We start from the raw sequence: 232 nt of genomic DNA on the forward strand, positions 1-232 counted from the left end.
GTGGCAAGCGGTGCAGTCCGGGCAGAAAGCCAACCTGCCGCTGCCGCCGAAACGCAACCAGCGCCCGTGTCGCCCCCAGTCGCTGAACAAACAGCGCTTCCAGAAACCATCCAGTCGGATGGGGTCCGTCATTTCACATTGCCAAATGGTCTGGAAGTGGTTGTCATCCCCGATCATCGCGCTCCAGTCGTGACCCAGATGATCTGGTACCATGTAGGGTCGGCCGATGAAG

Annotated in this window: 1 protein-coding gene; it reads left to right on the plus strand. The window is 59.9% G+C overall.

Translation table 11 applies throughout. The features are described from left to right. On the plus strand, positions 1 to 193 hold a 193-nt coding region (locus SB822_RS61330), incomplete at its 5' end, for a hypothetical protein (protein WP_410859696.1). Positions 194 to 232: the final 39 nt, after the last annotated feature.

It is taken from the genome of Paraburkholderia sp. SIMBA_054 (assembly GCF_046534875.1).
In the GTDB taxonomy this organism is placed as follows: Bacteria; Pseudomonadota; Gammaproteobacteria; order Burkholderiales; family Burkholderiaceae; genus Paraburkholderia; species Paraburkholderia hospita.